Origin of the sequence: Saccharothrix luteola (assembly GCF_020859565.1) — a bacterium.
Classification (GTDB): domain Bacteria; phylum Actinomycetota; class Actinomycetes; order Mycobacteriales; family Pseudonocardiaceae; genus Actinosynnema; species Actinosynnema luteola.
The window spans coordinates 252,862-262,304 of the sequence record NZ_JAJHUO010000013.1; the positions used below are offsets into that span (position 1 = coordinate 252,862).

Genomic DNA, 9,443 nt, shown 5'->3' on the forward strand with positions numbered 1-9,443 from the left:
GCCGTCACCCGACTAAGGTCCTGCGGCCGGGGAACGACGACTGGGGGACAGGGTCATGAACGCGGTACCGGCGGTCCATCCGTCCAACGTGGACCAGCTGCGCGCGTGGAACGGCGACGACGGCGACTTCTGGGCGGCCCGCGCCGACCGCATCGACGAGGGCGTCGCCGGCTACCACGACCGGCTGCTGGACGCCGCGCGGATCGAACCGACCTCGCACGTGCTCGACATCGGCTGCGGCGCCGGGCTCACCACCCGCGACGCCGCCCGCCGCGCCACCGAGGGCACGGCGCTCGGCGTGGACCTGTCCTCGGCGATGATCGAACTCGCCCGCCGCACGGCCGACCGCGACCACGTGCCCAACGCGCGGTTCCTGCACGCCGACGCCCAGATCCACCCGTTCCCCGAACGGCACTTCGACGTGGCCCTCAGCCGCCACGGCGCGATGTTCTTCGGCGACCCCCACGCCGCGTTCGCCAACATCGCCCGCGCGCTGCGCCCCGGCGCACGCCTGGCGCTGCTGTCCTGGCAGCCGTTCGAGCGCAACGCCTGGCTCACGGCCTTCCGCACCGCCCTGGCCGCCGGCCGCGACCTGCCCGCACCACCGACCACACCGGGCTCGCTCCACGACCCCGACCAGGTGCGGCCCCTGCTGACCTCGGCCGGGTTCACCGACGTGCGCGTCCACGGCCTCACCGAACCCATGTACTTCGGCCGCGACGTCGACGACGCCTGCCGGTTCGTCACCGGCCAGTTCTCCCGGCTGCTCGCCGGCCTCGACCCCGAGGCGCGGGACCGCGCCGTGGCCGACCTGCGCACCGACCTGGCCGCCCACCACACCGACCGGGGCGTCCGCTACGACTCGGCCGCCTGGCTCATCGAAGCCCGCCGCCCCTGACCTCGACCACACCGTCCACAGCGGACGGAAGCAGGGGGAATCCGCAGTTCGAGCCCGCTCCACCACACCTGTGGTACCACAGGTGTGGTGGTCGCCGAACGGCTCCGCCGCCACCGCCTCGGCGGTCGCGCCCTCCGAGCCCGCGCCTGCCTTTAGGTGATCACACCCGGCATCACGGCCGCCGACCGCTTGCGGCGCAGCCACACCTTGCGCGAACCGTCACCGAACAACAACGTCCGCGACAGCTCCCACCCGGCGAACTCCGCGTGGATCGCCAGCTGCGTCGTCGCCGTGCGACGGGAGACACCGGCCGGCAGCCGCAGCGGCCGGTACTCCCAGTCCCCGTCGATCACCCCATCGCCCATCATCCGATCACCTGCATCCCTGCGCCGTCCCCGGACGCGACGAACACGCGCCCGCTGCCTGGATCGACCGCCACCGAGTCCGGCTGGCGGACCGTGGCGAACCGGTGCCTCTCCACCGGCTCCGCGCCGGCGACGTCGAACGCCACGACCTCGTTGCGCTCGGTGAGCGTGATCCACACCAGGTCACGCGTCGCGTCGTAAGCCATCCCGTACGGCGCGCCCGGCACGGGGTAGCGCAACCGCATGATCAACGGAGCGGTGGAGAACGCCATCAGCTCACCGCCGCGCGTGTCCACCACCAGCACCCGGCCGAACCGGTCGGCCACCGCGTTCGTCGCGCCCTCGCCCGCGCGCAACCCCGCGCCCGGGCCGTCGGCACCGGGGTCGAGGTCGAACACCGCGCTGCGCGGCCGGTCCAGCACCACCGCGGCGCCGTCCACCGCGACCAGCCGGTCCGGGCTGGAGATGCCGCGCACCACGTGCCCGTCCACCGACACCTGCCGCAGGTCGCGCTGCGCCACCAACGTGCGGTCGCCCACCCGCGCCACGTCCACCGGGGCGCCGTCCACCGCGCGCTGGGACGTCGAGCCGTCCGGCTGGATCGTCACCACGACACCGGCGGGCACCACCGCCTCCACCGCGTCACCGACCGTCACCAGCCGTTCCGCCGGACCGGGCAACGGCACCACCACGGGATCACCCAGCGTGTCGGCGGGGTAGAGGGCCACCGACGGCGGATCGGCCAGCGCCACCGCCACCCGACCGCCCGCGACCGCGACCGCGACCGCCCGCCCCAGCGGCACCACCCGGCCCTGCGGTACGCCCGCCTGATCAGGCGACGCCGCAGGTCGCGCGGGCTCCAACGTCGCCGCGAGCTGCAACGGGTCGGCCGGGTTCTCCTCCGTCGCACAGCCCGAGACCAACGCGACCCCGGTGAGCACTACCGCCGCCAGTCGGCGCAACGTCGGACCTCCCAGTCGACCCCGTTCAGCCCTCCCAGCATCCATCACCGAACCACCATCGTCACGCAGGGGGCGGGTGTTGTCGTTGGTCTGGGAAGGTGATAGTCGCGCCGATCCCGTACCTCCGAGCCCTTCCCGGCGACTATCCCAGGTGAACGGGGAGGCGTCGCGATGACGGTCGAGGAGCTGCGGGATCGGCACGTGCAACTGCTGCGGGACCGGCGGGTGGTCGACCACCTCGACCCGCCGGCACACCCCGGCGGCGACACCGCCGCGCGCTACCACACGTGGACCCAGGTGGCCGCCGAGCCGCCGTCCGCGCTGCTCGCGCGGCTGGTCGACGTGCGGGTCCGGCCGGCCGCCTACCGGCCCGCGCACCTGCGCGAACAGCAGCACACCCTCGACGCGCTGCAACCCGAGGTGCTGCACTTGGCCCGCACCGCGGGCTGGGAGACCACCATCCCGGTGCTGGCGGGCGTGTTCCCCACCGGCACCCTCGACGCGCTCAGCGTCCCCGTGCCCGGCCGCGGCGTGCTCGTGCTGGTCAACACCTCGCTGCTGGACCTGCTCGGCACCGTGCTGAAGATCATGACCGGGGCGCTGCCGGACTACGGCGCCCCGGCCCTGCTGAGCACCGACCAGGCGACCTACGCCCTGGCCGAGGCCGTCAACGCCCACCTGTACGGCAACGGCGCGGTCCAGGCGCGGCGGCTGCCCGAGCTGTCCGGGCAACGCGCCGCGCTGGTCTCGCTGATGGCGCGTCGCGGCACCCAGTTCACGCTGGCGCACGAGGTCGGGCACGTGCTGTCCGGGCACCTGCGGCACGCCCGCCGCCTCACCGACCCCCACACGCCGGTCGGCGCGCTCGACGCGCAGTCCGTCGGCTGGCCGCGCGAGCACGAGGCCGACCGCGTCGCCGCCACGATCATGCTGCGCACCCTGGACGGCCTCGGGCACCGCGAACTCGAAGCGCACGAGCCGTACGTGGTCGGCGCGGTGCTGCTGGTGCTGTTCCTGCACGAGGTCACCGACCGGCTCGCCGACCAGCTCGGCCTCACCGTCCCGTTCGCGGGCAACCACCCGCCGCCCGTGCGGCGCATCCAGACCCTCGTCGAACACCTCGCCGGCCACGTCCGCACCCCCCGTGCCCTCGACCTCGCCGCCGAGGTCGCCACCTGGCTCGAAGACCGGCTCGACGGGGTGCGCGAGTGGTTCCGGCTCGTGGACGACTCCCTGCTCGGCGGCTCCACCCCGGGCGGGTGAGGCGGGATCGCGCTCAGCCGAGCGGTCGCTCAGGGTAGCCGAACTCCACCGCGCTCACGTCGTCCAGCGCCGCCCGGATCGCCGGCGGCAACGTCAGCTCCTCCGCCGCCAACGACCCCAGCAGCTGGGCGGTGTCCCGCGCCCCCACCACCGGCGCCACCACGCCCGGCCGGTCGCGGACCCACGCCAGCGCCACGCACAGCGCGCTCGTGCCCAGCCCGTCCGCCGCCGTCGCCACCGCCTGCACGATCCGCGCCGCCCGCTCCGTGCGGTGCTGCTCCACGTACCCGGCGAAGTGCGCCGACGCGCCCCGCGAGTCCGACGGCGTGCCGTTGCGGTACTTGCCGGTCAGCACGCCCCGCCCCAACGGCGCCCACGGCAGCAGGCCGACACCGTGGTGCTGCGCCGCCGGCGCCACCTCGCGCTCCACGCCCCGCTCCAGCAGCGAGTACTCCACCTGCGTCGACACCAGCGGCGTGTGCCCCGGCAGCGCCGCCGCCGTGCCCAGCTGCCAGCCCGAGTAGTTCGACACGCCCGCGTAGCGGACCCGGCCCGACGCCACCGCCGCGTCCAGCGCCGAGAGCGTCTCCTCCAGCGGCACGTTCGGGTCCCACGCGTGCAGCTGCCACAGGTCGATGTGCTCCACGCCCAACCGGCGCAGCGACCCGTCCAACGCGTGCAGCAGGGCGCCGCGCGACGCGCCGCCGCCGAACGGGCCGTCGTTGCGCCGCGCCACCGCCTTCGTCGCGATCACCACCTCCTCCCGCGGCACGACCTCGCCCAGCAGGCCGCCCAGGATCCGCTCGCTCTCGCCCTCCACGTACACGTCGGCGGTGTCCACCAGCGTGCCGCCCGCCTCGGTGAAGGCGAGCAGCTGGGTGGCCGCCTCGTCCGCGTCGGTGTCCCGGCCCCAGGTCATCGTGCCAAGGGCCATCCGGGAGACCCGCAGTCCGCTGCGCCCGAGGTATCGCTGTTCCACGCGGGGGAGCCTAAAGGGTGATCGACATTCCGGCGGCCCGTGGCACGCGCCTGTCAAGGCCGAATCACGTCACGATCCGGGACGCGCCGGCCGGGGTGTCGCCTGGCCAACCAGGTTACCGACCGGTAGGGTCACGGTTCGTGCGACTGGGACTGAACCTCGGGTACTGGGGCGCGGGCAACGACGCCGCGAACCTCGAACTGGCAAGGGTTGCCGACCGGCTGGGCTACTCGGTGGTGTGGGCCGCCGAGGCCTACGGCTCCGACGCGCCCACGGTCCTGGCGTGGGTGGCCGCGCAGACCGAGCGCGTCGACGTGGGCAGCGCGATCCTGCAGATCCCCGCGCGGACGCCGGCGATGACCGCGATGACCGCCGCCACCCTGGACTCCCTGTCCGGCGGCCGGTTCCGGCTGGGCCTCGGCGTGTCCGGGCCGCAGGTGTCGGAGGGCTGGCACGGCGTGCGGTTCGACAAGCCCCTGGGCCGCACCCGGGAGTACGTCGACATCGTCAACACCGCCCTGCGCCGCGAGCGGCTGAGCTACGACGGCGAGCACTACACGCTGCCGCTGCCCGACGGCCCCGGCAAGGCCATCAAGCTGACCGTGCACCCCGTGCGCGAGCACATCCCGGTCTACCTGGCCGCGGTCGGCCCGAAGAACGTCGAGCTGGCCGGCGAGATCGCCGACGGCTGGCTCGCGCTGTTCCTCTCGCCCGAGCACTCCGCCGACGCGCTGGCCTCGCTCAAGGCCGGCCGCGCCAAGGCGGGCAAGACCCTCGACGGCTACGACATCGCCGCCACCGTGCCGATGGTCGTCGGCGAGGACTGGCGCGCCTGCGCCGACCGGATCCGGCCCTACGCCGCGCTCTACGTCGGCGGCATGGGCAGCCGGCAGAAGAACTTCTACAACGACAACGCCGCGCGCATGGGCTTCGCCGCCGAGGCCGCCGAGGTCCAGGACCGCTACCTCGCCCGCGACTACGACGGCGCCATGGCCGCGCTGCCGCTCGGCTTCCTCGACGGCACGTCCCTGCTCGGCACCAAGGAGCGCATCGCCGACAAGATGCGCGCCTACGCCGAAGCGGGGGTCACCACGCTCACCCTTTCGCCCATGCTGCAAGATCTCGAGCAGGGGATCGCCGCGCTCCGCACGGCGACCGAAGCTCTGGATCTGGCAGGAGTGGGTAGTTGAGCTGGTTGCAGGCCCTCGTCCTAGGACTCGTCCAAGGACTCACGGAATTCCTGCCCATTTCCTCGTCGGCGCACGTGAGGATCGTCTCCACGCTGTTCTTCGGCAACGACGCGGGCGCGTCGTTCACCGCCGTGATCCAGCTGGGCACCGAAGTCGCGGTGCTGATCTACTTCGCCAAGGACATCGGCAACTTCATCGCGGCCTGGTTCCGCGGCCTGTTCAGCAAGGCCGCGCGCAAGACCGAGGACTACCGCATGGCCTGGTACGTGATCATCGGGTCCATCCCGATCAGCGTGCTGGGCTACCTGTTCAAGGACGAGATCCGCTCGTCGCTGCGCAACCTGTGGATCACCGCCACCGTGCTGGTGGTGTTCGGCCTGCTGCTCGGCCTCGCCGACCAGTTCGCCCAGCACCTGCGCACCAAGCTCCAGCTCAAGGACGCCGTCGGCATGGGCCTGGCCCAGGCGATGGCGTTGATCCCCGGCGTGTCCCGCTCCGGCGGGACCCTCACCGCGGGTCTGTTCCTCGGCCTGGACCGCGCCTCCGCCGCGCGCTACTCGTTCCTGCTGGCCCTGCCCGCCGTGTTCGGCGCGGGGCTGTTCAGCATCCCCGACGTGCTCGACCGCTCCGAGCCCAACGCAGCGTCGGTGCCGCAGATGATCGCCGCGACGGTCGTCGCGTTCGTCGTCGGCTACGCCACGATCGCCTGGCTGCTGCGCTACGTCTCCAAGCACAGCTACTCGGCGTTCGTGTGGTACCGGCTGCTGCTGGGCATCGTCCTGATGGGGCTGCTGTCGATGGGGCTCATCAACCCGACATAGGGTGGCCACGTGGCTACCGTGATCCTGCTGCGACACGCCCGCTCCACCGCCAACGGAGCGGGCGTCCTCGCGGGCCGGCAACCCGGCGTGACGCTCTCGGACCGGGGCGTGGAGCAGGCCTCGGCGCTGGTCGACCGGCTCGCCGGCGTGCCCGTCGCCGCCGTGGTGACCTCGCCGCTGGAACGCTGCCGGCAGACCCTCGCGCCGCTGCTCGACCGGCTCGGCCTCGACCCGGTCGTCGAACCCGACCTCGCCGAGGTCGACTACGGCCAGTGGACCGGGCGCGAGATCAAGGAGCTGTACGCCGAACCCCTGTGGTCGGTCGTGCAGCAGCACCCGTCCGCCGCGGTGTTCCCCGACGGCGAAGGGCTCGCGACCGTGCAGGCCCGCGCCGTGGCCGCGATCAGGGCCCACGACGCCCGCGTCACCGCCGAGCACGGACCCCGCGCGGTGTGGCTCGCGTGCAGCCACGGCGACGTCATCAAAGCCGTCCTCGCCGACGCGCTCGGCGTGCACCTCGACGGGTTCCAGCGCATCGTCGTGGACCCCGCCTCGGTGTCCGTCGTGCAGTACACCGAGACCCGGCCGTTCGTGCTGCGGGTCAACGACAACGGCGGCGACCTGTCCGTGCTGGCGCCACCGCCGGAGAAGACCGAGGAGCCGCCGTCCTCCGACGCCGTCGTGGGCGGCGCGACCGGCTCCTGACGCGGGCGGTGCGAGCAGCGCGTGGCCCCCGGACAGTGCAGGGTAGTCCGGGGGCCACGGTGCGCTTGGCCGGGGCGGGCGGCCTCGTGGGGACGATCGTATTGGCGTCACCGCGCGGGTGAACGCCCTCCTGCGGGCTGGACGTCCGGCGGCGCCGCGTCGCCTGCGCAGGTCAGCACGTCCGCCCACGTCGATGAAGTAGCCAAAACCGCAGCTCAACGCACGTGGAAACACCGTGGAAACAAATGGCGCAAGCGAGCCGACGCCCTAACCCGTTAGCCCGTTCGGCTCCGCCCGGAAGAACGGGGCGTGTTAGAAGTTAACAACCCGCGGTGCGCCCTTGATCACAGTCCGAGGCGGGTGACCGCGTTGTCCTCCAACGGATTCGCGGTGCGGATGTAGCGGTGCACCGTGCGCGGGTTGGTCCAGCGGCCCTGCCGCATGATCTCCCGGTCGCTCGCGCCGCCCAGCGCGGCCTGCGTGGCGAACCCCGCCCGCAACGAGTGCCCGCCGAACAGCGCCGGGTCCAGCCCGGCCCGCTCCGCGTACCGCTTCACCACGTCCGACACCGCCCGGTCCGACATCGACCGGCCGCCCAGGCGCCCGTGCCGGCTCACCGACGGGAACAACGGGCCCCGCAGCGGACCGGGCCGGTAGGAGTGGCAGCGGTGCGTCGACGACGGCTCTCCCTCGTCCTCCGTCACCGCCCGCGGTTGCGGCGCCGTCAGCACGTCCACCCAGTCCGCGTACGCGCACACCGGGCACGTCGGCCGGCGGGCGCCGCGGGGGAGCACCACGCGCTGGCGCTGCGCGCCGGTCTGGTCGGTCTTCGTCACGCCCAGCTCGACCAGCAGCAGCGGCTCGTGCGTGCGCGGGTCCACGTCGACCGTGACGTCCTGCAACGCCAACGCCGCCAGCTCGCTGCGCCGCAACGCGCCCGCGAACCCCACCAGCAGCAGCAGCGCGTCACGCCGCCGCGCCACGCCCGTCGGCCAGCCCGGCGGCGGCAGCTCCGCCAACAACGCCTCCAACGTGCCCAGCAGCACCGGCCGCTTGCGCCGCGGCTGCGCCTGCCGAGTGCGGCGGATGCCGCGCAGCGTCAACCGCACCACGTCCGACCGCGTGGGCGAGGGCAGCCCGCCCGCCGCGTGCACCGCCGCGATCGCCGCCGCCTTGCGCTCCAATGTGGACGGACCGAACGCGGGGGAGCCGTCGGCCTTCGCCAGGTCCGCCGCCACCGCCAGGTACACCGCCACGTCCACCGGGTCCGCGGGCAGCGCCACGCGCCCCTCGGCCTCGCACCACGCCGCCCAGCCCACCCAGTCGGAGCGGTAGGCCCGCAGGGTGTTCGTCGACTGCGCGGCCCGCAGGTAACCCGACAGCGCTTCGGCCTGCTCCTCGTCGAACCGGCGGCGGACCTGCTCCAGCGCGGCGAAGTCCACCAGGGGCGCGTGCCGCACGCGGTCGAGTTCCGCGCGCACCGGCTCCGGCAAGGTCACCCCATCACCCTAACACCGTCGATAACCTTAATATCTTCAGTGTGGATTAATAGACCACTTGACCGTGGTCGCTACTATGCGAAACCGTGCGCGCCCTACAACACCCGGACGTGGAAGACATGCGTCTCGCGACCGTGCTCAGCGCGCTCGCGGACCCGGTCCGACTGCGGATAGTGGCCGAGCTGGCCCGATCGGGCGGGATCGTGTGCGGCCAGTTCGACGTGCCGGTCAGCATGTCGACGCTGTCGCACCACCTGAAGGTGCTCCGCGAAGCCGGGGTGCTGCGCGTGACGCCCCAGGGCAGTTACCGCACCCACGAGCTGCGGCGCGCGGAGATGGAACACCGGTTCCCCGGCGTGCTGGACTCGATCACCCGGGCGATCGGGCCGCCGTGATCCGGGTTCAGGCGTCCACGTACAGGCAGAACGGGTGGCCCACCGGGTCGAGGTAGACGCGCACGTTCTCCTGCGGTTGGTGCTCGGCGAGCGTGGCTCCTGTCGCGACCGCGTGCGCGCCGGCGGTCTCCAGGTCGTCCACCTCGATGTCCAGGTGCGCCATCATCCGCTGGTCGCCGTCGGCCGCGGGCCAGGTGGGGCGGCGGTAGCGCGTTTCGGTCTGGAACGACAGCCCGGCGCCGCCGTCGGGCGGGCGGAGGGTGGCCCAACCGGGTTCGTCCGCGTCGAGGGTCCAGCCGAGCAGGTCGCGGTAGAAGCGGGCGAGGGCTTGGGCGTCGGGTGCGTCGAGCACCGTCGCGGTCAGCT

General features: G+C 73.3%; 11 protein-coding genes. 6 read left to right on the plus strand and 5 right to left on the minus strand.

Translation table 11 applies throughout. From position 1 onward, the window contains the following. The first annotated feature begins 55 nt into the window (after positions 1-55). Positions 56-898 carry a class I SAM-dependent methyltransferase gene (locus tag LNK82_RS20020; protein WP_230568540.1) on the plus strand — a complete coding sequence of 281 codons (843 nt, stop codon included), beginning with the start codon at positions 56-58 and terminating at the stop codon, positions 896-898. Positions 899-1,050: 152 nt separating this feature from the next. Here the strand turns inward: LNK82_RS20020 and LNK82_RS20025 are convergent, their stop codons facing one another. Both LNK82_RS20025 and LNK82_RS20030 read right to left on the minus strand, forming a co-directional pair. Continuing rightward, positions 1,051-1,263, minus strand: coding sequence for a DUF5703 family protein (locus tag LNK82_RS20025; RefSeq protein WP_230568555.1), 213 nt, complete (start codon positions 1,261-1,263; stop codon positions 1,051-1,053). Next, entirely contained in the window at positions 1,263-2,225 is a 963-nt protein-coding gene (locus LNK82_RS20030; RefSeq protein ID WP_230568541.1) for a YncE family protein, read from the minus strand. The genes LNK82_RS20025 and LNK82_RS20030 overlap by 1 nt, the downstream gene beginning before the upstream one ends. 171 nt (positions 2,226-2,396) lie before the next feature. Here LNK82_RS20030 and LNK82_RS20035 point away from each other — a divergent pair, with 171 nt between their 5' ends. Then, positions 2,397-3,488 carry a M48 family metalloprotease gene (locus LNK82_RS20035; RefSeq protein WP_230568542.1) on the plus strand — a complete coding sequence of 364 codons (1,092 nt, stop codon included), beginning with the start codon at positions 2,397-2,399 and terminating at the stop codon, positions 3,486-3,488. 13 nt (positions 3,489-3,501) lie between these two features. Here LNK82_RS20035 and LNK82_RS20040 read toward each other — a convergent pair whose 3' ends face one another. Continuing rightward, positions 3,502-4,467 carry an aldo/keto reductase gene (locus LNK82_RS20040; RefSeq protein ID WP_230568543.1) on the minus strand — a complete coding sequence of 322 codons (966 nt, stop codon included), beginning with the start codon at positions 4,465-4,467 and terminating at the stop codon, positions 3,502-3,504. A gap of 140 nt (positions 4,468-4,607) precedes the next feature. On the opposite strand from LNK82_RS20040, the gene LNK82_RS20045 reads away from it, so the two are divergent. The 3 genes from LNK82_RS20045 to LNK82_RS20055 are packed head-to-tail and all read left to right on the plus strand — an operon-like array spanning position 4,608 to position 7,183. Continuing rightward, positions 4,608-5,657, plus strand: a complete 1,050-nt coding sequence (locus LNK82_RS20045; protein ID WP_230568544.1) for an LLM class F420-dependent oxidoreductase — start codon at positions 4,608-4,610, stop codon at positions 5,655-5,657. Then, on the plus strand, positions 5,654-6,478 hold the full coding sequence (locus LNK82_RS20050) for an undecaprenyl-diphosphate phosphatase (RefSeq protein ID WP_230568545.1): 825 nt from the start codon (positions 5,654-5,656) through the stop codon (positions 6,476-6,478). The genes LNK82_RS20045 and LNK82_RS20050 overlap by 4 nt, the downstream gene beginning before the upstream one ends. A 9-nt stretch (positions 6,479-6,487) precedes the next feature. Continuing rightward, entirely contained in the window at positions 6,488-7,183 is a 696-nt protein-coding gene (locus tag LNK82_RS20055) for a histidine phosphatase family protein (protein WP_230568546.1), read from the plus strand. A 344-nt stretch (positions 7,184-7,527) separates the two neighbouring features. Here LNK82_RS20055 and LNK82_RS20060 read toward each other — a convergent pair whose 3' ends face one another. Beyond that, complete coding sequence (locus LNK82_RS20060) at positions 7,528-8,682, minus strand: site-specific integrase (RefSeq protein ID WP_230568547.1); 1,155 nt, start codon at positions 8,680-8,682, stop codon at positions 7,528-7,530. A 119-nt stretch (positions 8,683-8,801) separates the two neighbouring features. On the opposite strand from LNK82_RS20060, the gene LNK82_RS20065 reads away from it, so the two are divergent. Further along, entirely contained in the window at positions 8,802-9,077 is a 276-nt protein-coding gene (locus LNK82_RS20065; protein ID WP_230568548.1) for an ArsR/SmtB family transcription factor, read from the plus strand. A gap of 7 nt (positions 9,078-9,084) precedes the next feature. On the opposite strand, the gene LNK82_RS20070 is transcribed toward LNK82_RS20065, so the two are convergent. Further along, positions 9,085-9,441: a VOC family protein gene (locus LNK82_RS20070; RefSeq protein ID WP_230568549.1), complete on the minus strand. Its 357-nt coding sequence runs from the start codon at positions 9,439-9,441 to the stop codon at positions 9,085-9,087. Between the last annotated feature and the right edge of the window lie 2 nt (positions 9,442-9,443).